Raw genomic sequence first — 20,433 nt, forward strand, 5'->3', positions numbered from 1 at the left:
GATGTGCAAGGTATGGATGCGACGACATCCATCACCTGTCGCGCAAAAGCGACCAGCGGGTCTGCCATGATCGGCAAACCCGCTGGTCGACACCGTCGGGACGACAGGATTTGAACCTGCGACCCCTTGACCCCCAGTCAAGTGCGCTACCAAGCTGCGCCACGTCCCGGTGCCGTCTGACCTGGGGTTTCCCCCGGCCGAACGCGCATGGAAACAATACCGCACTCGGGTCGGTGGTCGCGCACTCCTTTATCCGGGGTGCCCGGGATGTCCGCGGCATGCCGGGCGGGTGATCACTCTCCCGTTGGCAGGCCCAACTCGGGGTAGGCGTCCAGCAGGCGCGGCGGCGCGGCCTGGCGCCAGGAGTCGGCGAGGATGTCGCGCAGTTCGTCCTCGTCCTCGACGGCGGCGAGCCGGGCCCGCACCCAGGCGAACTGCGCCTCGTGGTCGGCTGTCCAGAACTTCTCCGGCTCGGCCAGGACGAGTTCGTCGCGCTCCTCCTTGGGGCAGCGCACCGCGATGGAGGTCTCGTCCTCGGGCAGTGTGGCGAACATCTTGCCCGCGACCCGGAACGTGGGCATGCTCCAGGCGATCTTCTCCGTCGTGTCCGGCAGAGAAAGGGCGATACGGCGTACGTCTTCGGCATCCGGCATGAGACGCACGGTAGCGGCCGGCACTGACAATCACCCGGTGAGAGGGTCCGGTCCGCCCCCCACGAGACGGACCCTAGAAGCTGAAGTTCATGAACGCCCCTAGGCGGTGTCTTCAAATGATCTTGAGTGGTGGATCATGGTCGGGTGATACGTCGACATGAACTGTCGGATGCCGAATGGGAGTTCGTCCGGCCGCTGCTGCCCGCATCGTTGCGGGGCAGGAAGCGGCTGGACGACCGCACCGTGCTCAACGGGATCGTGTGGAAGTTCCGTACCGGGACGGCCTGGCGGGACGTGCCCGAGCGGTACGGTCCGTGGGCCACGCTGCACACCCGGTTTCGCCGGTGGGCCCTGGACGGCACGTTCGAGCGGATGCTCCAGGCCGCCCAGTCGAGGGCGGACGCGAGCGGCGACATCGACTGGCTCGTGTCGATCGACTCAACCGTGGTCCGTGCCCACCAGCACGCTGCCGGGGCCCGAAAGGGGGCTCCGCAGCCCCGGACTCGGTCGGTCCCGAGGCGGCCTGACCAGCAAGATTCACCTGGCATGCGATGCCCTGGGACGCCCGCTCGCCTTCACCGTCACAGGCGGGAACACCAACGACTGCACCCAGTTCACCGCCGTGATGGACGCGATACGGGTGCCTCGCCTCGGGCCGGGACGGCCCCGTGTCCGGCCCGACCACGTCATCGGCGACAAGGGCTACAGCTCCAAAGCGATCCGGGCCTGGCTCAGGCGGCGGGGCGTCGGCCACACCATTCCGGAACGTTCCGACCAGATCCGCAACCGGCTCCGGCGCGGCCACCGCGGCGGGCGCCCGCCCGCCTTCGACAAGCAGCTCTACAAGCGGCGCAACGTGGTCGAACGATGCTTCAACCGCTTGAAGCAGTGGCGAGGCATCGCCACCCGCTACGAGAAGACCGCCGAGTCCTACCAAGCAGCCGTCACCCTCGCATCGCTCCTGATGTGGGCGTGACATTTGAAGACACCGCCTAGGCCGCGCTCGGCCGCCGCGGCGAAGAACTCGACCAACTCCTTGTAGGCGTACTCGAGCCAGCCCAGCTGACCCTCGGGGTCGAATGTCCACATGTTGGGGTACACGTCATCCTTCGCCATCCGCTCCGGGTCGTAGTGGGCCGCCAACCGCTCCCACGGGGTCTCCCGCAGCTGCCGTGCCAGGCCCTCTATTTGTTCCGCGTCCCACCCGAACAGGGTGCCGTCCTCCAGGATCACGAACCCGTCCATGAGGAACTCGAGCTCCACCTCCGCCTCGTCGAACAGGAACTGGAGGCCGCCCCAGGCCTTGTCCGGCCCTCCGTACGGGCGGTCCGGCGCCGGGAAGTTGTCGCTGTCGTACAGCCGGTGGACGTATTCATCGGCCCGACTCGGGTCCTTCGCCGCCCTGTCCAGCTCCTCCGTCGTCGCGCTGATGAACGAAATGCTCACGCCCATGCCAGGCAATCCCCCTCGGTGTACCGCTTGTTCGACCCGGTGTCGATCAACGACGGCGAGTGTTCCAGGCGGCACTGACAATCGGGCGAACGGTCACAGGTACTTGTAGTAGATCGTCGTGGGCCGCAGAACTCCGGCCGGGCTCGCCGCGTAGTCGGGGATCACCCCGGCCCGGGTCCAGCCGGCCGAGTCGTACAGGCTCTCGGCGAGGCTGTCGGTCTCGGTGTCCAGGTGGAGGAGGGTGACCCCTGCACCTTTCGCCGCTTGCTCCGCGGTCGTCAGGAGTCTGCGGCCGAGGCCCTGCCCCCGCGCGTCTCGGTGAACCATGAGCTTGACCAGTTCGGCACGGTGGCGGCTGTTGGGTTTGTCGGGGAAGTCCAGGCTGACCGTGCCGACGGTTCGCCCGCCCTCCCGCGCCACCCACACGGCCAGCCGCCCGGCGCCGACGCCGGCCGCGCGGCCCTTCCACCAGGCCGTGGCCGCCGTACGGTCCAGGGGTGCGAGGAAGCCGATCGAGGCACCGTCCTCCACGGTGTCCACCAGCAGGTCGGCCAACTCCTCCACCCGATCCATCAGTTGGGCCTCGTCCAGTCGCGTCACTGTCACGGCAGCACCACCGCCAGGAGGTACCGCACCGCTCCGGGCCCCGCGCACCGGAAGCGTGTCGGCCCCCACACGCGCATCCGCAGGCAGTCCCCGGCACCGAGGCGGTGCTCGACCTCCTGGACCGTCACGCCGAGTTCCCCTTCCAGCACCCAGATGTGCTGCTCCAACCCCGGTACGGGCGGCCGGTCGTACACGATGTCGGCGCCCGCCGTGAGCCGGCCCTCGACGAGTTCGGCGCGCAGCCCGGTGTGCGGCGGCGACACGGATCGTCGTACGAATCCGGAGGCCCGGTCCTCCCACACCGGCTGCTCGGTCGCCCGCACCAGCAGCGCGGGCTCGGACTCGACCTCGCTGAGCAGTTGGGACATGGTCCGGCCGTAGACGTGGCACAGCCGGTTCAGCAGCGCGGCGGTGGGGCTGATCTCCGCCCGCTCGGCCCGGGACAGGGTCGAACGGCTGATGCCGGCGCGTTCCGCCAACTCCCCGAGCGACCAGCCGTGTTCGGCCCGCAGCTCGGCCAGGCGGGCGCCGAGGCGGGTGTCGACCGTGCTCGCGTCGACACCGTCGTCCGTCTGTTTCATATCCGGGACCATATCCCACATATGAAACAGCGGCGTTACGGCAGGCTCACTCCCCCGCCGCCTCCCCGAGCGCTTCCAGCACAGGCCGGATCAGCGGGTGCTCCTCGGCGCCTCGGCGCACGGCCGCGAAGACCCGGCGCGTGGGCGCCACCCCGTCCACGGGCCGTACGACGACGCCCGTGAGGTCCATGCCGCGCAGCGCCGAGCGCGGTACGAGCGCCACGCCCGCGTCGGCCGAGGCGAGGGCCACGACCGCGCGGAAGTCGTCCGAGGAGTGTTCCAGGCGGGGCTGGAAGCCGGCGTTCTCGCAGGCCAGGACCACCACGTCGTGGCAGGGGTTGCCGGGGTACGGGCCGATCCACGGGTCCTTGGCCAGCTCGGCGAGCGGGACCTCGGCCGCGTCGGCCAAGCGGTGGCTCACCGGCACGACCGCGTCGAAGGGCTCGGCGTACAGCGGTACGTGGGACAGGCGCGGGTCGTCGGCGGGCGGCGCCCCCCGGTACTCGACGGCCACCGCGATGTCGACCTGCCGGTCCAGCACCATCGGCAGACTGGCGTCGCCCTCGGCGTCCTGGACGCGGATGCGGATGCCGGGGGACGTCCCGGCGAGGCGGGCCACCGCCGGCGCGACGACCTGGGCGATGCCGGTCGCGAAGGAGGCCACCGTGACCGTGCCGGCCGCGCCCGAGCTGTACGCCGCGAGCTCGGCCTCCGCACGCTCCAGCTGGGCGAGGACGGCGTTGGTGTGGCTGAGCAGGATCTCGCCGGCGGGGGTCAGCCGTACGCCCTTGGCGCCGCGTTCCACCAGGCGGTGGCCCGTCTCCTGCTCGAGCGCCGTCAGCTGCTGGGAGACCGCCGACGGGGTCAGATACAGCGCGGCGGCAGCCGCCGTCACCGTACGGTGGTCGGCCACCGCACGGAGAATGTGGAGCCGCCGCGCTTCGATCATGGGATCGATTATCGCAATATGTCCGGGCCGGCCGGACGTCAGGCTTCCAGTTCCGCCCGGGCCGCGACGAAGGCGTCCACGGCACGGTTCACGTCGTCCGTCGAGTGCGCGGCGGACAGCTGGACGCGGATGCGGGCCTGGCCCTGCGGCACGACCGGGTACGAGAAGCCGATGACGTACACGCCCCGCTCCAGCAGCAGCTCCGCCAGCCGGCTCGCCTTGGCCGCGTCGCCGATCATCACGGGCGCGATGGCGTGCTCGCCGGGGAGGATCTCGAAGCCCTCCTCGGTCATCCGACGGCGGAACAGCGCGGTGTTCTCGTTCAGCCGCACGCGCAGGTCGTCCGCCGACTCCAGCAGGTCGAGGACCTTGAGCGAGGCCGCCGCGATCACCGGGGCGAGGGTGTTGGAGAAGAGGTACGGCCGGGAGCGCTGGCGCAGCAGGGCGACGATCTCGGCGCGGGCGGCCACGTAGCCGCCGGACGCGCCGCCGAGTGCCTTGCCGAGGGTGCCGGTGATGATGTCGACGCGGTCCATGACGCCGTGCAGCTCGGGCGTGCCGCGGCCGCCGGGGCCGACGAAGCCGACGGCGTGCGAGTCGTCGACCATGACCATGGCGTCGTAGCGGTCGGCGAGGTCGCAGATCTCGCGCAGCGGGGCCACATAGCCGTCCATGGAGAAGACGCCGTCGGTGACGATCAGCCGACGCCTCGCGGACTGCGCCTCCTTCAACTGGCGTTCCAGGTCGGCCAGATCGCGGTTGGCGTAGCGGAAGCGGCGGGCCTTGGACAGGCGGATGCCGTCGATGATCGACGCGTGGTTCAGGGCGTCGGAGATCACCGCGTCCTCGGGGCCGAGCAGCGTCTCGAACACGCCGCCGTTGGCGTCGAAGCAGGAGGAATACAGGATCGTGTCCTCCTGGCCGAGGAACGCGGACAGCCGCGCCTCCAGCTCCTTGTGCACCTCCTGCGTGCCGCAGATGAAGCGGACCGAGGCCATGCCGTAGCCCCAGCGGTCCAGGGCCTCGTGGGCGGCGGCGATCACCTCGGGGTGGTCGGCGAGGCCGAGGTAGTTGTTGGCGCAGAAGTTGAGGACCTCGCCCGGGCGGCCGCCCGCGGTGACGTCGACGGTCGCGGACTGCGGGGTGCCGATCACGCGCTCGGGCTTGTGCAGGCCGGCGGCGCGGATCTCGTCGAGGGTGGCGCGCAGGTCGTCGCGCACGGAGTCGAACATCGGAAGCTCCTGAAGGTGCTTGCGGGAGAGGGAAGTTACGGGGTGGATTACGCGGTGCGTTACGGGGTGGGTTACGCGGTCCAGTCGAGGATGACCTTGCCGCCGCGGCCGCTCGCCGCGTCGGCGAACGCCGCCTCGAAGTCGCGGTAGCCGTACCGCCCGGTGATCACGGGGGCGAGGTCGAGGCCGCCCTCCAGCAGGACGGACATCGCGTACCAGGTCTCGAACATCTCGCGGCCGTAGACGCCCTTGATGGTGATCATCGAGGTGACGATCCGGGCCCAGTCGACCTCGAACTCCTGCGCGGGCAGGCCGAGCATGGCGATACGGCCGCCGTGGGTCATGTTGGCGATCATGTCGCGCATGGCCTCGGGGCGGCCGGACATCTCCAGGCCGATGTCGAAGCCCTCGCGCAGGCCGAGTTCGCGCTGTCCGTCGGCGATGCTCGCCTGCGACACGTTCAGCGCGAGGCTCACGCCCACCTTGCGCGCCAGGTCCAGCCGTTCCTCGCTGACGTCGGTGATCACGACGTTGCGCGCGCCCGCGTGCCGGGCCACCGCGGCCGCCATCAGGCCGATCGGACCGGCGCCCGTGATCAGGACGTCCTCGCCGACCAGCGGGAACGACAGCGCGGTGTGCACGGCGTTGCCGAACGGGTCGAAGATCGCGGCGACGTCGAGGTCGACGGGCACGCGGTGCACCCAGACGTTGGCGGCGGGCAGGGCGACGTACTCGGCGAAGGCACCGTCGCGGCCGACGCCGAGGCCGATGGTGGCCCGGCACAGGTGGCGCCGTCCGGCGAGGCAGTTGCGGCACTTGCCGCAGACGAGATGGCCCTCACCGCTCACCCGGTCGCCCACGGCGATGTCCGCGACGTCGCGGCCGGTCTCCACGACCTCGCCGACGAACTCGTGCCCGACCACGAGCGGGGGGCGGATCGCCTGCTGGGCCCAGCCGTCCCAGGACCGGATGTGCAGATCGGTGCCGCAGATCCCGGTGCGCAGCACCTTGATCAGTACGTCGCCGGGTCCGACGGCGGGTTCCGGGACGTCCGCGAGCCAGAGCCCGGGCTCCGCCTTCTCCTTGACCAGCGCCTTCAACGCTACGGCTCCTGAGGGTGAGTCCCGGCTGCGGGCCGCGGGCATGCCGAGGGAGCCCGCAACCGGGGAGAGGGGTGGAATCGCGTAGCAATCTGCCGTACGGCGGCGCCCCGGTCCATCGAGGATTTCTTAAGCGGCGCCACAGCTTTCCTTCACGCCTGCCCTCGTTCGAAGTAGGCGACCAGCTCCGGATCCAGGTCCGGGATGTCCCGTACGGCACCCCCCGCACGCAGCGACTCGGTCGCCCCGCACCCCGCCGCGACCGCCATCCGCGCAGCCACCGGCGAGGTGTCCGTACGCCCTCCCTGCCGCACGAAGCGCAGAAACTCGTCGATGATCAGCGCGTCCGCCCCGCCGTGCCCGCGTTTCCCCTGGTCCACAACCAACTTGACGCCTACAGCGGCAGCCCGTCCGCCGCCCGCCGCTCCAGCCGTATCACCAGCTCCGCCGCCGATGCCTTGATCGTCTCCAGCCCGGCCTTCCCCCACGGCCGCGGCTCCACGTCGACCACGCACACCGTGCCCAGCGCCATCCCCGTGGAGTCGATCAGCGGGGCGCCCAGATAGGAGCGGATACCGAACTCGTCGACGATCGGGTTTCCCGCGAACCGCGGATAGTCGCAAACATCCTCCAGGACCAGCGCCTTGCGTCGAACGACCACATGGGGGCAGAACCCATGGTCGCGCTCCATATAGCGGCCCAACTGCGGCTTGATGTCGGCGGCCCGCGCAAGGCTCACGGCGTGCCGCACATGCAGGCCGGCGAAGAACTGCCGGTTCTCACCGATGAAGTTCACCATGGCGTACGGCGCCCCGGTGAGTGCGGCGAGATGGTCGGCGAAGACGTCGAGGGCCGGGTCCGCCTGCTCTCCCAGGCCCAGTCTCAGCAAGTGCCGTGCGCGGGCGGGACCCTCCTTGTCCTCGGGGGTGAGCAGCAGGCGAGCGACCGGGCGGGGTGGGCCGTAGCTCATGGGCGGATTCCGTCACTGTGGGCGTAGGTCATATGCGGCTCCGTCCTGGGGTGTGCGGGTGTCACATGTGGGCGCCGTGGCTCGGCGCGTGTGCCGGTGTGTGGGCGATGAGGTGCCGGACGAGGGTCAGCAGGGTCTGGACACTGGAGCTGGAGATCCGGGCATCGCATCGGACGACGGGGATCTCCGGGTCGAGGTCGATGGCGGCGCGGACCTCCTCGGGTTCGTACCGGTGGGCACCGTCGAACTCGTTGATCGCAACGATGAAACCGAGGCCTCGCTGCTCGAAGAAGTCCACGGCGGCGAAACAGTCCTCCAGGCGCCGGGTGTCGGCGAGGATGACCGCGCCGAGCGCGCCCTCCGAGAGTTCGTCCCACATGAACCAGAAGCGTTCCTGTCCGGGCGTGCCGAACAGATACAGGACGTGTTCCGGATCGAGTGTGATGCGGCCGAAGTCCATGGCGACCGTCGTCTCGACCTTGTTCTCGACGCCCTCCAGACTGTCGGTCGCGGCGCTGACCGTGGTGAGCAGTTCCTCCGTGCTGAGCGGCGCGATCTCGCTCACCGCGCCCACGAAGGTCGTCTTGCCGACCCCGAACCCTCCCGCCACCAAGATCTTCAGTGCGGTGGGGAACGGGTCAGAGCTGTCGTCGTAGTCCATCGAGCACTGCCTCCAGAAGAGCCCGGTCTGTCGGGTTGTGGTGGAACTCGGGGGGCTTGGTGGTGAGCGCCCCACCGTCGACGAGGTCCGACAGCAGCACCTTGGTGACCACCGCCGGCAGCTTCAGGTGGGCCGCGACCTCGGCGACCGAGACGGGGGCGCGGCACAGGTCGAGCGCCTGCTCGTGCTCGGGGCCGAGGTAGCCGAGGGGGATCGCCCCGGTGGCCATCACCTGCGACATGAGGTCGAGCGCGACGGTGGGCCGGGTACGGCCGTTGCTGACCGTGAAAGGGCGCACCAGCCGTCCGGCCGCATCGTCGAGCCAAGGCCCGTCGCCGGCCGCCGTCACGTTCAAGGCCTCAACGCCGACGGTTCGACGGAGTACTGCCGGGGTGCCGTCACCAGGTAGGGGCGGACGCTCTTGACCAGCATCGCCATCTCGTAGCCCAGCACCGCCGCGTCGGCCTCGCGGCCGGCCAGCACGGCGAGACAGGTGCCGGAACCGGCCGTGGTCACGAAGAGCAGGGTCGAGTCGAGTTCGACGACGACCTGGCGCACGTCCCCGCCGTCGCCGAAGCGGGCCCCGGCACTGCGGCCGAGGGAGTACAGGCCGGAGGCCAGGGCGGCCATGTGGTCGGCGCTGTCCGGGTCGAGGCCGTGAACCGACTTCACGAGCCCGTCGCAGGAGAGGAGCACCGCACTCGTGGTGTGCGGTACGCGCTGTACGAGGCCGCTCATCAGCCAGTCGAGATCGGACACATGGGCGGTCGGCGCTTCGCTCGCCATGATGGATCGACTCCTTGAGGTACGAAGGTCTGCGGGAGCGCTGGGGGTGGGGGTGGTCTTCCAGGCGGACTTCGAGCTGGTCAGGGGCATGGTCATCCGGCTGGTGCGCTCCCGTCGTGCCGGGTGGTGTGGTCGACGCCGGTGGCGGACCCGGGGTTCGTCTCGCTTATGTGGGCCTGGTCCCTGGCCGATACGTCCATGGACGGCCGGGGGGCCATGGGGGTCACGTCGGTGTGGAGCGCATCCAGGGAGGTGGGGCGCAGATGTGTGGGCTGCGGTCGCCCCGGGTCGAGGCTCGTCGGCTCCAGACGGATCGACGCCGGACGCACGGACTCCAGGTGGGTTGGCTCGGAGGGGTTGGGGTCCAGGCGTGTCGGTTGGAGGTCGGGCGACCTCGTGTCAGAGGTCGTGTGCGGTGAGCGCTTGTATACGGATGCGGCTGCGGTCGGTTGCGCGGTGGGCGTGTATGCCGAGCCCATGTGGCCCGAGCCCATGTGGCCCGCCTCCATGTACCCCGACACCATGTGCTCCGCGATCACGTGACCAGACGTCGTGTGGCCCGACGCTGTGTGGCCCGACGCCGTGTGGCCTGACGCCATGTGCGGGGCGTCCATGTGGCTGGCGCCCATATGCCGCGCATCCATGTGCGCGCCGCCCAGTCCCGGTTCCCCTCGTCCGGATTCCGCGCGCCCCCACTCCTCGGACTCGTCGGACATGTGCCCGCCACCCATGTGCGTGGCATCCATATGTCCGGCATCCATGTGTCCGGCTCCCACGTGCCCGGCACCCATCCGGCCAGCTTCCACGTGCCCGGCATCTACGTGCCCGACGTCCATGTGCCTGGCCCCCACGTGCCCGGTCTCCACGTGCGCCGCATCCATATGCGCCGCCTCCATCTGCTGCTGCGTCTCCGCAAGCCCGACCCCCCGCTGGAAGGCCGCCATCAGCCCAGGGTCGTGCCCGGCGAGGCTGTCGGACTGCTGACGCGGGGCGGGGCCTTCACGCAGTTGGGGGACGATGTGTTCCTGTGCCCGGCGACGGGGCAGTTGGGGCTTGGCCATGGTGCCGCGGACGGTGTCGTTGCGCGGGGTCGGCGGTGTGACCGTGTTCTCCTCGAGGCGCCGGCGTTCGTCGGGCCTGATGCCGGGCACGGCCTCCGCCGGGTTGGCCCGCTCCCCGCGGGCGCCGCGCACGGGCAACGGTGCCGGTCCGCTGCCGTTCGTCCTGGGTGCCGCGCCCCTTGCACCGGCCTGCGGCTCCTGCCGACCCGGCGTCCCCGGCGCCGCCTCGGCGGTACCCCGCGGTCCGCCATGCTGCCCACCCCACTGCCCGCCGTGCTGTGCGCCCCGCTGCCCACCCTGCTGCCCGCCCTCGGACCCGGCCGGCGCGGACTGCCGCTGCTGCTGGGGCGGCACCGGCACCGACGCCTGCCGCGGACGGGACTGCGCCAGGGAGTGCGGCGGTACGGACGTTCCCGCGGCCCCTTGCGGTGGGACCAGCGGCGGCTCCTGCTCCTGTGCCCGCGTCGCGCCTCCACGGGCCCCCGGTTCCGTCCCCAACAACGCCTGCGGCACCACGAGAACAGCCTGGACACCGCCGTAGATATTGGTCTGCAGGCGCACATGGATGCCGTGCCGTTTGGCGAGTTGCGACACGACGAACAGCCCGATGCGCCCGTCCGCCAGCAGGCTGGCGACGTTGACCTGGTCGGGGTCGGCGAGCAGGGCGTTCATCCGGTTCTGCTCGCCGAGGGGCATGCCGAGGCCGCGGTCCTCGACCTCGACGGCGAGGCCCGAGGTCACGAGGTTGGCCCGGAGCAGCACTTGGGTGTGCGGAGCGGAGAACACCGTGGCGTTCTCGACCAGTTCGGCCAGCAGGTGGATGACGTCGGCGACGGCGTGCCCGCGCAGGGTGCCGTCGATCGGCGGCACGAGCTTGACCCTGGAGTACTGCTCGACCTCGGCGATGGCCGAGCGCAGCACCTCGGTCATGGAGACCGGGTTGCTCCACTGCCGGCGGGAGACGGCGCCGCCGAGCACGGCGAGGTTCTCGGCGTGCCGGCGGATGCGGGTGGCGAGGTGGTCGACGTGGAAGAGGCCCTTGAGCAGGTCGGGGTCCTCGATCTCGTTCTCCAGCTCGTCGAGGATCGAGATCTCGCGGTGCACGAGCGACTGAAGACGCCGGGCGAGGTTGACGAAGACCTCGAGCTTCTGTTCGCTGCCCGCCTGGCTGGAGAGCTGGGAGGCCTGGACGACGGCGGTGACGGCCCCGTCGTGGGCGCGGGCCAGGTCGGCGGCGAGCAGTTCGAAGTCGTCGGCGTCCTCGGGCGGACCGCTGCGTGCCTTGCGCTTCGGTGGCCCGTCCCCGCGCCGCAGTGTGTCGACGAGGGCCCGCAGATCGGCCTCGCCGCGCGCGCTGCTGCGTCGCAGGGCGCCGATGCGGTCGCTCACGGACTTGGCGGTGCGGTTGGCGGCCACCGCGGCGATCAGGATGCCCGCGAGGGTCACCGAGACCGCGCCGGCGAGCACGGCCCACAGCGTGAGGCTCGGCCGCGCTCCGGTGGTGCGCACGACGAACAGCACCGCCGCGCAGGCGCTGAGCGCCACCGCGATGGGCGGCAGCACGGCCAGACGCAGCAGTTGGGGCCGTATATGGGTCTCGGGCAGCGCGGTTGCGGTGCGGGCGGCCGGGCGCCCGTGCCGCCCGCCCTCACGGCGGTCTGCGCGTGCGGCCGGGGCGCGGAGTTGAGACATCGGGGTCCTCAGTACTGGTCCGTCGGTCGGGGCCTTGGGGTGCGCGCGGGTCTGCGCGGCCCGGGGCATGCGCCATCGCGATGTCGGTCGACAGAGCCGACACATTCGGCTCCGCGTCGCCCGACGGACACTGACAGTAGTCGCCTCTGCATCATGTGCGGTGGGCAGTTGACAAAGTCCGGCAGGCAACGTCCCGCTCTGGTATGAGGTCTCGTACGACAGACCGATAACCCGCTCCGCCGTTCGCCCACAAGGGGCAATCCAGCGATCAGACCTGGTCAGAAATGGTCACGAAGAAAAGTCGAGGGGCGGGGCACTTCACGCGCCCCACCCCTCGCCCACCCGCCGTCGCCGGCCCCGGCCGGGACGATTCAGCGCCCAGCACGCCCAGCCCTCCGCTGCCCAGAACGTCACCGGCCGTAGCGGCGCACTCAGCCCCGTGGGCGCCCAGACGCACGCCCACGCGCCCCGCGCGAACCGCCCCGCAGGGGCGCGGAGCTGACAACCGCGCACGCTGTTCCGCTTTTTACGCCAGGACGGAAACCCTGCCCCGACAGGCACCCCCGCCCCCCCATTACCTTTTTGGTAGCCCCGCAATGGGGCGCCCGGCCTTCGGAGTTGGCATGACTTTCTCCCCCTGTCGATCGCATGTCTTGGGGGGTGGTGTCACCGGCTCCGGAGGCATCGACAGACCGCTGATTAGGGGCATGACCACCGGCTTCTTCGCAGGTCGGGAGGCTCTTCGTAATGTGGATGTGGCGATCGGTGCCGTGGGACGGCCGGGCGAGGACGACCGAAGGACGCACGTGATCGACGTCAGTGACATCGGCGCTTTCCTCGGCCTGGACGTCGGCAAGGGCGAACACCACGCCACCGCCGTCACCCCGGCCGGGAAGAAGGCCTTCGACAAGCGGCTGCCCAACAGCGAGCCGAAGCTCCGCGAAGTGTTCGGCAAACTGCAGGCCAAGCACGGGACCGTGCTCGTGGTGGTCGACCAGCCGGCCTCGATCGGGGCTCTGCCGCTGGCGGTGGCCCGGGACATGGGCTGCCCGGTCGCCTATCTGCCCGGCCTGACGATGCGGCGGATCGCCGACCTCTATCCCGGCGAGGCCAAGACAGATGCCCGCGACGCGTTCGTCATCGCAGACGCGGCCCGCGTCATGCCTCACACGCTCCGCTCGGTCGACCTCCAGGACGAGACCATCGCCGAGCTGGAGATGATCGTCGGCTTCGACGACGACCTGGCCGGCGAAGCAACCCGCATCAGCAACCGCCTGCGGGGCCTGCTCACCCAGATCCACCCGTCGCTGGAACGGATCCTGGGCCCACGCGTCCAACACCCGGCCGTGCTCAAGCTCCTCGACCAGTTCGGCTCCCCGGCCCAGATCCGCAAAGCCGGACGCCGACGGCTCATTGCGTTGATACGCCCGAAGGCACCGCGGATGGCCGAGCGGCTCGTCGAGGACATCTTCACCGCACTGGACGAACAGACCGTCGTCGTCCCGGGCACCGACGCGGCCGCTCTGATCGTCCCCAGCCTCGCCAACTCGCTCCGAGCGGTGCTTGACCAGCGGAAACTCTTGGCCACCCGGATCGAGGAACTGCTGGAGAACCACCCTCTTTCCAAGGTCCTGACGTCCATGCCGGGGATCGGCGTCAGGACCGGAGCCCGCATCCTCATCGACGTCGGCGACGGCCGTTCGTTCCCGACCGCCGCCCACCTCGCCGCCTACGCCGGCCTCGCCCCCACAACCCGCAGTTCTGGCTCCTCGATCCGCGGCGAACAACCATCCCGCCGCGGAAACAAGCAGCTCAAACGGGCCTTCTTCCTGTCCGCGTTCGCGGCTCTGGCCGACCCGGCCTCCCGGACCTACTACGACAAGAAGATCAGCCAGGGAAAACACCACACCCAAGCCCTCCTCTGCCTCGCGAGACGACGAGCCGACGTGCTCTTCGCGATGCTCCGCGACGGCACCTTCTACGACCCCCAACCCGCCCCATCAGCTTGACGAAACCCATAGGGGCACCCCCCCCCGGCCCGACAGGAGTGGGGATCACCCCCCGGCACGGAACGGCCCACCTGTCTCCCCCCGGGACGCGCGCCCCTCCGCGCCCCCGCCCCTCCGCACCCCGCCCGGGTCGGGTCCGCCCGGGTCGGGTCCGCCCGGGCCCGCCCGGCTCCATCCCACCCCGCCCCGGCCCACCCCTGCCCGCCCCGGACCACCCCGTCCGCCCGAACGTTCCCCAGCCACCACATCAGGACCGGTCAACGCCCACCACGAGGTCCAGCCCCCGCGCCCTAGGCGACCACAACGCTGTCCGCCCCCGGCGCCACCGGCGGCCACGCCGGCCAGCCCTCGGCGGGCGCCTCTGCCACCTCCCGCCACCACGGCGTCACGGGCGGCACCGAGGCCGGCTCGAAGGGCTCGCCGCAGCGCGGAGCCGCCATCGTGACCCCGGCCTTGCGGGTGGCCCGCATCGTCCACTCCGCCGGCTCCGCCCACGGATGTGTCGCCAGGTTGAAGGTGCCCCAGTGGATCGGCAGCATGACGCCCGCGGCCGGATCGCCGCCCTGGAGGTCGAGGTGGGCGCGGACGCCCTCGTCCGGCGTCATGTGGATGTCGGGCCAGAAGTCCGAGTAGGCGCCGAGCTGGATCATCGTGGCGTCGAACGGGCCGTGGTCCGCGCCGATGTCCTTGAAGCCGTCGAAGTAGCCGGTGTCACCGCTGTGGTAGATCCGGTGTTCGTCCGAGGCGACGACCCACGACGCCCAGAGTGTGTGCTGCGTGTTGCGCAGTCCGCGGCCGCAGAAGTGGCGGGCCGGGGTGGCGGTCAGGGTGAGGCCGCCGACCTTCGTCATCTCGTGCCAGTCCAGCTCGCGCAGCCGGTCGGCGGACACGCCCCAGTGTTCGAGGTGGGCGCCCACGCCGAGCGGTACGGCGAAGAGCGTGTCCGTGTCGGCCAGTGCCTTGATCGTGGGCAGGTCGAGGTGGTCGTAGTGGTCGTGGGAGATGACGACGACGTCGACCGGTCCGAGCGCGGCGAGCGGCAGTGGCACCGGATGCAGCCGCTTGGGCCCGGCGAAGGGGAACGGGGAGCAGCGCTCGCCCCACACCGGGTCGAAGAGCACCCGGTGACCGTCGATCTCCGCGAGGACGCTGGAGTGCCCCATCCAGGTCACGCGCAGCCCGCCGATGGGCGGCTTCGCCAGGTCGGCGTAGGTGGTGGGGTGCACCGGCACGGTGCCCTTCGGGGCGCGGCGGGGCCGGGTGTCCTTGTCGAAGAAGACCTTCGCGAACTCCGTCATCGAGCCTGAGGGTCTGGTCCGGGCAACGCCCCCGGGGTTCTGGAAGACCCCGTCCCGGAAGTGCGGCGATCTGCGGATACGCGCCATGCGCTCACCGCTCGGGTCCACGCCGAAGGCCTCGGGCCGCAGGGCGCTGAGCCCGGCACTCGGGAAACGAAAACCGGCCACGGTACCTCCAGGTGGAGTCGGTGAGGAATTCCATTATGGTCGGGCCCTCGGACAACCCTGGCCGCCCCCTGGTGACGACCCCGAACCCCCCTGGTGACAACCCCGGACGCCCCTGGTGCCAACCCCGACCGCCTCCCTGGTGACAACCCGGCCGCCCCCTTGAGACGACCCGGGTGCCCTGGGCGACCCAACCCGCCGCTGAAGATCCATTCAGTATGTTGACATGTCCGCGCCTTCGCTTCGATACTGACTCATCGTTCAGTAACCCCGTCGTCAGCAAGCGTGCGGCACACGAACCTCGCCCCCCTCCGGAGACCTCATGACCACGCCCCTGCTGTCGCTCACCTGGACCGACCACGTCACCGGCCGCCAGGGCTTCCTGGTCGTCGACCGGCTGGTGCGCGGCGTGTCCAGCGGCGGGCTGCGGATGCGGCCGGGCTGCACGCTGGACGAGGTCACCGGGCTCGCCCGCGGCATGAGCATGAAGGAGGCCCTGCACTACGACCCTCAGGCGCGGTACGTCCCGCTGGGCGGCGCCAAGGGCGGCATCGACTGCGATCCCCGCGACCCGGAGGCGTACGGGCTCCTGGTGCGCTATCTGCGGACCATGCGGCCGTACATCGAGAGCTTCTGGACCACGGGCGAGGACCTCGGCCTCACCCAGGACGTGGTCGACCGGGCGGCCTCCGAGGTGGGGCTCGTCTCGTCCATCCAGGCCGTGTATCCGCTGCTCGACGACGAGGCAGGCGCCCGTCGACGGCTCGCGGACGCGTTCGCGGTCGAGGTGGACGGCATCGGGCTCGACGAACTGGTCGGCGGCTGCGGGGTCGCCGAGTCGGTGCTCACGGCGCTGGACCGGGCCGGTGTGCCGTACTGGAGGACGCGCGTCGCCGTACAGGGTCTTGGAACCATGGGCGGGGCCACGGCGCGCTTCCTCACGCGCGCGGGGCTCACGGTCGTGGCCGTCGCCGACATCAAGGGCACCATCGCCAACCCGGCCGGCCTCGACATCGAGACCCTGCTGGCGGCACGCGACACGTACGGCACGGTCGACCGCGCCGCGCTGCGCCCCGGCGACCGTGAACTGCCGGGCGACGCCTGGCTGTCGGCCGAGGCCGAGGTGCTGGTGCCGGCGGCCGTCTCGTACGTGATCGACGCCGCGAACCAGACCCGGATCACCGCCCGCTGGATCGCCGAGGCGGCCAACATGCCCGTACGGCCCGACGCGGAGGAACCACTGGCCGCCCGGGGTGTCACCGTGCTGCCGGACGTCGTGGTCAACTCGGCCACGAACGCCTGGTGGTGGTGGACGCTGTTCGGCGACATCGGCGCGGATGCGGACGAGGCGTTCGCCCACACGCAACGCTCGATGCGCGCCCTCACCGACCGCGTCCTGGCCCGCGCCGAGGCCGACGGGACGACACCCCGGGCCGCCGCGCACGCCCTCGCGGCCGAACGGCTGCCGCTGATCGCCGAGCGCTTCGGCCGGCACCGGTGACGGCGGAGCGAGGGGCCACTCGACCGCGACCACAGGGACGGTTCGGGCGAGGCTTTAGGGTGACGGCGTGGCAAGAGTGCGGTTGAGCGTGGCGGAGCGGCGTGAGGAGTTGCTGCGGGCCGCCGTGGAGCAGATAGAGGCACGGGGCGTGTCGGCGGTCAGGATCGCCGACGTGGCCTCGGCGCTCGGGGTGAGCAACGCCCTGGTGCTCTATCACTTCGCCACGAAGGAGAAGCTGGTCGCCGCCGCGTTCGCGTACGCGGCGGAGGGCGATCTGGCCCATCTGCGCAGGCTTCTCGGCCGCCGTACGACGGCGCTGCGACGGTTGCGGTCGGCCGTGCGCTGGTATGCGCCGACCGGTCAGGCCAAGGGCTGGCGGCTGTGGATCGAGGGCTGGGCGGCGGCCCTGCGCGAGCCCGCGCTGCAGGAGGTCACCCGGGACCTCGACCGGCAGTGGAAGGCGGCCATCGCCGAGGTCATCGCCCAGGGCGTGGCCGCGGACGAGTTCCGCTGCCCGGACCCCACCGGCACGGCCCTGCGCCTCACGGCCCTCCTCGACGGGCTCGCCGTCCAGCTGACGTCGTACCCGGGCGCGGTGTCACGCGCGCGTGCCCAGGAGTGGGTGGACGAGGCGCTCGCCCGGGAACTGGGGCTGGAGCGGGAGGCGTTGACGGCGTCGGCGCGGTGAGGGCGTCGATCGCCGAGGCGCCGGTTCACCCGGGCCACGACAGGGGTGTGGGCCGCGCCCCCTCGAACAGGGCGCGGCCCACACCGTCGAGGCGCCGCCTCAAGCCACCGATTCGATCCGCATCTTGATGGCGTCCGGGGACAGCGCGCCCTTGGCCGTCACATGGTCCCCCGACGACTCGCCGCGCAGGCGCCGCCCGATCCACGGCACCAGGTACTCGCGCGCCCAGTGGACGTCGTCCCGGCGGATCTCGAGGGTGCCGCGGGGCGGGAGCGGCGGCCAGGGCTGGTCCGGGTCGGCCGGCACCTCCAGGCCGAGGACCTGCCCCGCACGGAGCGCCACGCGCGTGTGCCCCTCGGGAGACAGATGGAGCCGGTCGCCGTCCCAGGCCCTGCGGTCCTGAACGGTCTTCAGGGACCACAGGTCGAGCACCGGACAGCCGTACCGGTCGGCGATGGCCCGCACATGACCGTTGTACGTGGCGATCTTGCCGCGCAGATGCTTCAGCACGGGCACGCCACGGGTGTCGAAGCCGGTCGTCACCATGACGGTGCCGACGGCGGAGGTGAGCCGGACGATCGCCTGCTCGAAGCGCTCGGCCACCTCGTCGGGGTCGGTTCCGGGTCGGATGATGTCGTTGCCGCCCGCACAGAACGAGACCAGGTCCGGGGCCATTTCGGCGGCCCTCGGAAGCTGGTCCTCGATGATCTGGTCGAGCAGCTTGCCGCGCACGGCGAGGTTGGTGTAGTTGAAGTCGCCCTCGGGCCGCCGGTCCGCGAGCAAAACCGCGAACCGGTCGGCCCAGCCGACAAACGCCCCGTCGGGGCCGGGGTCGCCGACGCCCTCGGTGAAGCTGTCCCCCACCGCAACGTACGACCCGATCACTGATCTGCTGTCACTCTTCGAATCGTCTGCCACATCGGCACATGATTCACCTTCGAATGTGACCTACGCGACCGTAAGGAAGGGTTGACGGGCGGTGAGATAAGCCACTTGTAAAGTGTTGGCCAAACCTGGAATAAGCCTCTGATCAGGGGCGTTGTGGGCTCAACCGCCACACCCTGAAGTCGCTGATCCGGAAGTGGCTCCAGGTGGTCCGGAAGGCGAAGTGCCCGCTGGTGTACGGCTCCTGGTCGCTGTGGTCGAAGACGAGCCGCTCGTTGTCCCACCACCGCGCCGTCGAGCCGTCGGAGACGATCCGGACCCGGTTGGGCTCGTTCGCCACGAGCAGCGGCTCCGTGTAGTCGTAGAGCAGCGGGCGGACCCCCGCCTGGCCGACGTACCGGCGCATCCGGGTCGTGGTGTTCGTGTTGGCGCCGTAGCCGACGTAGTACGTCTTGAGGTGGTCGTACTCGGCGAGCGCCCCGCTCCGCGGCGTGGCGAAGATGTCGTCCGGGGAGCGGACGTCGGTGGCGTTCCAGAAGTTGTTCAGGTCGGAGACGCGGTCGTTGACACCGCCTTCCGCTATGGGCGTGGCCGTGTATTCGATGACGTACGGCCCTTCCAGCCGCTTCTTGAACCAGACCGTCGCACCGGCGGGGACATCGACCTCCAGGATCCCGCGGGAGGCGGTGACGGTGCCGCCCTTCTCGAGCTCCACCGCCCACTGCCCCAAGCCATGACGGAAGTCGTCGTGGGCGATGAGGCGGCGGTGCCGGGGCGGCGCGGCACTCGCCGTTCCCGCCGGGGCGAGGGCTGCGAGGGCGGCGCCGGCGGCCAGGGTTCCGAATGCTCTACGCGTGGTCGTCACGGGAGACGGCCCCTTCCGGGAAGTGATGGCGGGCTTCGGCACGCGACGGGTGTCGGTGCCCAGGTGGTGGTCCGTGTACGTCGGCTGCGGGTGACCCCGCGCGGTCCGGCCGAGGCGGTACTCGGGGTTCTGGGCGAGGGTGTGGCGGCGGGGGCACTAGAACCCCTTTGCGAGAAGGGCGATCAGCCGGGTGGCCACCTTGCGATGGCCTTGGGCGCTGGGGTGGACGGTGCCGTTGAAGTCCCCGTCCGCCGGCGAGAGCCAGTCGGTTGTGTCGACGAACTCGGTGCGGGGGTCGGCGAGTTCACCGACCACGGTTGCGATGTCGTCGGCGTGCGCGCCGTTGAACGGGCACAGCGCGAGGATGCGGGCGCGCGGGGCGGCGGCCCGCAGCTTGTCGAGGTAGGCGCGGTAGGCGGACCGGAATTCGGCCGAGCCGTACGCCGCGTCGTTGGTGCCCTGGTTCACCACGATCACGTCGGCCCGGCGGTCGGAGTCGGCCCGGGAGCCCGCGTGGTTCCAGCCGTACGCGTCCGGCGCGGCCGGTACTCCCCCGTTGCCGGTCTGGATCACACCCTGGCGGCCGAAGCCGACCTGGGTGAGCGAGGCGCGCAGGGCGTCGGCGACGAGGGTGGGGTAGGTGGCCGTACCGTCGGCGCAGTCGGAGGTGTTCACCTCGCACAGAGCCATGACGCCCTGCGTGATGGAGTCGCCGTAGAAGGCCAGTTTCCGGGCGCCGGGGGCGGGTTGAGGCAGCAGACGCATGCCGTCGTCGAGCCGCAGACCGGTCAGCACGACGCCCGTCTCCAGAGGCGGAGTCCACCGGTTGGCCCGGGAGAAGACGTCCTTGACGGAGATCTCGACCGAGTGGGGTCCCCGGCCGTCCGCGGTGATCCGCAGATCGCCCCGGTCGACCGCGTGCAGGCGCTTCGGCCCGCCGTCGACCGACACGTAGATCTGCGCGGGCACGGTGATCGAGCCGACGTCGAAGAGGGCGTGGACGCTACCGCCGGTGAAGCGGAAGCGCAGCCGGGAGCCCGAGTTGACGGTGCTGGCCGCTTCGGGGGTGCGGCCCCAGTGCCCCTCGTAGACGAGACGCCTGTCGTCGGGGCGTACGACGGTCGACGCATCGGACGCGAAGACGGGCTGCGGGGCGCCGAGGAGCAACCCCACAGCCACCGCGGCGGCCAGGGACGTACGTCTGTCGACGCGGGACACGGGAACCTCCGGGAGCCGACGCAGAAAGCGCTTGCACCATGACGGGGATCACTGTGTCCTC

Annotated in this window: 19 protein-coding genes, 1 tRNA gene and 2 pseudogenes; 4 read left to right on the top strand and 18 right to left on the bottom strand. The window is 70.9% G+C overall.

What is annotated here, in order from left to right; all coding sequences use genetic code 11:
* Positions 1–95 precede the first annotated feature (95 nt).
* Positions 96–169: transfer RNA gene (locus tag QQM39_RS04215), tRNA-Pro, on the bottom strand.
* A gap of 124 nt (positions 170–293) precedes the next feature.
* Positions 294–653 carry an MmcQ/YjbR family DNA-binding protein gene (locus tag QQM39_RS04220; RefSeq protein WP_301995269.1) on the bottom strand — a complete coding sequence of 120 codons (360 nt, stop codon included), beginning with the start codon at positions 651–653 and terminating at the stop codon, positions 294–296.
* Between the two features lie 147 nt (positions 654–800).
* Between QQM39_RS04220 and QQM39_RS04225 the strand changes: the two genes are divergently transcribed.
* A protein-coding gene (locus tag QQM39_RS04225) for an IS5 family transposase (protein ID WP_302003470.1) occupies positions 801–1,629 on the top strand; the annotation gives its coding sequence in 2 pieces (ribosomal slippage) (positions 801–1,138 and positions 1,137–1,629; 831 coding nt in all).
* Here QQM39_RS04225 and QQM39_RS04230 read toward each other — a convergent pair.
* From QQM39_RS04230 to QQM39_RS04285, 12 genes and pseudogenes are all read right to left on the bottom strand, one after another.
* Positions 1,584–2,105, bottom strand: coding sequence for a YfbM family protein (locus tag QQM39_RS04230; protein WP_301995270.1), 522 nt, complete (start codon positions 2,103–2,105; stop codon positions 1,584–1,586). The genes QQM39_RS04225 and QQM39_RS04230 overlap by 46 nt on opposite strands.
* 93 nt (positions 2,106–2,198) lie before the next feature.
* Positions 2,199–2,711 carry a GNAT family N-acetyltransferase gene (locus QQM39_RS04235; RefSeq protein ID WP_301995271.1) on the bottom strand — a complete coding sequence of 171 codons (513 nt, stop codon included), beginning with the start codon at positions 2,709–2,711 and terminating at the stop codon, positions 2,199–2,201.
* Positions 2,708–3,292: a helix-turn-helix domain-containing protein gene (locus QQM39_RS04240; protein WP_301995272.1), complete on the bottom strand. Its 585-nt coding sequence runs from the start codon at positions 3,290–3,292 to the stop codon at positions 2,708–2,710. The genes QQM39_RS04235 and QQM39_RS04240 overlap by 4 nt, the downstream gene beginning before the upstream one ends.
* 46 nt (positions 3,293–3,338) lie before the next feature.
* Complete coding sequence (locus QQM39_RS04245; protein ID WP_301995273.1) at positions 3,339–4,241, bottom strand: LysR family transcriptional regulator; 903 nt, start codon at positions 4,239–4,241, stop codon at positions 3,339–3,341.
* 38 nt (positions 4,242–4,279) lie between these two features.
* A complete protein-coding gene (locus QQM39_RS04250) occupies positions 4,280–5,473 on the bottom strand; it encodes a glycine C-acetyltransferase (protein WP_301995274.1) in 1,194 nt (397 codons plus the stop codon).
* Between the two features lie 71 nt (positions 5,474–5,544).
* A complete protein-coding gene (gene tdh / locus QQM39_RS04255; RefSeq protein WP_301995275.1) occupies positions 5,545–6,573 on the bottom strand; it encodes an L-threonine 3-dehydrogenase in 1,029 nt (342 codons plus the stop codon).
* A 152-nt stretch (positions 6,574–6,725) separates the two neighbouring features.
* Positions 6,726–6,932, bottom strand: a pseudogene (locus QQM39_RS04260) (gfo/Idh/MocA family oxidoreductase); the annotation flags it as partial.
* A 35-nt stretch (positions 6,933–6,967) separates the two neighbouring features.
* Positions 6,968–7,543: a GAF domain-containing protein gene (locus QQM39_RS04265; protein WP_301995276.1), complete on the bottom strand. Its 576-nt coding sequence runs from the start codon at positions 7,541–7,543 to the stop codon at positions 6,968–6,970.
* Positions 7,544–7,604: 61 nt separating this feature from the next.
* Entirely contained in the window at positions 7,605–8,204 is a 600-nt protein-coding gene (locus QQM39_RS04270) for an ATP/GTP-binding protein (protein ID WP_301995278.1), read from the bottom strand.
* A complete protein-coding gene (locus tag QQM39_RS04275) occupies positions 8,182–8,553 on the bottom strand; it encodes a DUF742 domain-containing protein (protein WP_301995279.1) in 372 nt (123 codons plus the stop codon). The genes QQM39_RS04270 and QQM39_RS04275 overlap by 23 nt, the downstream gene beginning before the upstream one ends.
* 2 nt (positions 8,554–8,555) lie before the next feature.
* A complete protein-coding gene (locus QQM39_RS04280; RefSeq protein WP_301995280.1) occupies positions 8,556–8,990 on the bottom strand; it encodes a roadblock/LC7 domain-containing protein in 435 nt (144 codons plus the stop codon).
* Between the two features lie 890 nt (positions 8,991–9,880).
* A pseudogene (locus QQM39_RS04285) lies at positions 9,881–11,743 on the bottom strand (ATP-binding protein); the annotation flags it as partial.
* Between the two features lie 806 nt (positions 11,744–12,549).
* On the opposite strand from QQM39_RS04285, the gene QQM39_RS04290 reads away from it, so the two are divergent.
* Positions 12,550–13,752 carry an IS110 family transposase gene (locus QQM39_RS04290; protein ID WP_302003442.1) on the top strand — a complete coding sequence of 401 codons (1,203 nt, stop codon included), beginning with the start codon at positions 12,550–12,552 and terminating at the stop codon, positions 13,750–13,752.
* Positions 13,753–14,042: 290 nt separating this feature from the next.
* Here the strand turns inward: QQM39_RS04290 and QQM39_RS04295 are convergent, their stop codons facing one another.
* On the bottom strand, positions 14,043–15,218 hold the full coding sequence (locus QQM39_RS04295; RefSeq protein WP_301995281.1) for an MBL fold metallo-hydrolase: 1,176 nt from the start codon (positions 15,216–15,218) through the stop codon (positions 14,043–14,045).
* A gap of 319 nt (positions 15,219–15,537) precedes the next feature.
* Here QQM39_RS04295 and QQM39_RS04300 point away from each other — a divergent pair, with 319 nt between their 5' ends.
* Both QQM39_RS04300 and QQM39_RS04305 read left to right on the top strand, forming a co-directional pair.
* A complete protein-coding gene (locus QQM39_RS04300) occupies positions 15,538–16,716 on the top strand; it encodes a Glu/Leu/Phe/Val dehydrogenase dimerization domain-containing protein (RefSeq protein WP_301995282.1) in 1,179 nt (392 codons plus the stop codon).
* A 67-nt stretch (positions 16,717–16,783) separates the two neighbouring features.
* Complete coding sequence (locus tag QQM39_RS04305; protein WP_301995283.1) at positions 16,784–17,404, top strand: TetR/AcrR family transcriptional regulator; 621 nt, start codon at positions 16,784–16,786, stop codon at positions 17,402–17,404.
* Between the two features lie 99 nt (positions 17,405–17,503).
* Here the strand turns inward: QQM39_RS04305 and QQM39_RS04310 are convergent, their stop codons facing one another.
* The 3 genes from QQM39_RS04310 to QQM39_RS04320 all read right to left on the bottom strand — a co-directional run bounded on the left by QQM39_RS04310 (position 17,504) and on the right by QQM39_RS04320 (position 20,372).
* Entirely contained in the window at positions 17,504–18,289 is a 786-nt protein-coding gene (locus QQM39_RS04310) for an SGNH/GDSL hydrolase family protein (RefSeq protein ID WP_302003471.1), read from the bottom strand.
* Positions 18,290–18,434: 145 nt separating this feature from the next.
* Positions 18,435–19,154, bottom strand: coding sequence for a DUF6250 domain-containing protein (locus tag QQM39_RS04315; RefSeq protein WP_301995284.1), 720 nt, complete (start codon positions 19,152–19,154; stop codon positions 18,435–18,437).
* Positions 19,155–19,310: 156 nt separating this feature from the next.
* Entirely contained in the window at positions 19,311–20,372 is a 1,062-nt protein-coding gene (locus QQM39_RS04320) for a GDSL-type esterase/lipase family protein (protein WP_301995285.1), read from the bottom strand.
* Positions 20,373–20,433 lie beyond the last annotated feature (61 nt).

Source organism: Streptomyces sp. DT2A-34 (genome assembly GCF_030499515.1).
In the GTDB taxonomy this organism is placed as follows: Bacteria; Actinomycetota; Actinomycetes; order Streptomycetales; family Streptomycetaceae; genus Streptomyces.